Source organism: Vibrio sp. 10N.261.52.A1 (assembly GCF_002876325.1).
GTDB lineage: Bacteria > Pseudomonadota > Gammaproteobacteria > Enterobacterales > Vibrionaceae > Vibrio > Vibrio chagasii.
Genome location: NZ_MCYD01000197.1, coordinates 1 through 578, shown reverse-complemented (window position 1 = coordinate 578; position 578 = coordinate 1). Strand labels below are relative to the sequence as shown.

1 protein-coding gene is annotated in these 578 nt (G+C 37.7%); it reads left to right on the top strand.

Annotated features, from left to right (window positions below; genetic code table 11):
* Positions 1 to 32: 32 nt before the first annotated feature.
* Positions 33 to 578 (top strand): hypothetical protein (locus BCT81_RS02565; RefSeq protein WP_102423155.1); only part of this gene is annotated, 546 nt, incomplete at its 3' end.

The window sequence follows — 578 nt, the reverse complement described above, 5'->3', positions numbered from 1 at the left end:
GTTAGTTGCTTTCAAAAATAATAGGTAAGTACATGAAAGAGAAGTTGGTATCATTTGATCTCGAAACAGATCTAGTCATGTCATTGCGGTGCTTACTTGACGCTTTGTCTCAAATTGAAAGCGGGCAAAACACGTATTTCAAATGGGCAGTGATCTACGGGCATAACTCTGTTCAATCGGCAATGTGTTTAGCTCTCATTACATCGGACTCACGCCTAGTTCGGAAAAAAGATAGTTATCACTCAGAGTATGGTGATTTAGATAATATCGAATGGCTTTACGAAAAACTGCGGAAAGAAGACTTTCTTCCTTATATGGGTAGCCAAGTAATTGATAGTCAGCGATTTGAAAAAGAAAAAGTTAGCCGTTTGCAGACAGTTAGGAATACATTTATCCATCAGCACCCATCACTCTATGTCTTTACGTTTAATGAATTAGTAGAGTTAATCAGTATCTCTGTTGATCTAGTTGGTTTCTTAGTCAATGAAAGTGAGCGTCTAGCTATAAATGGGTATACACAATCTCAAATAAAGGGTTTGGTGGACGAGTTGAGCACGCAACTAACAAACTGTTTAAGA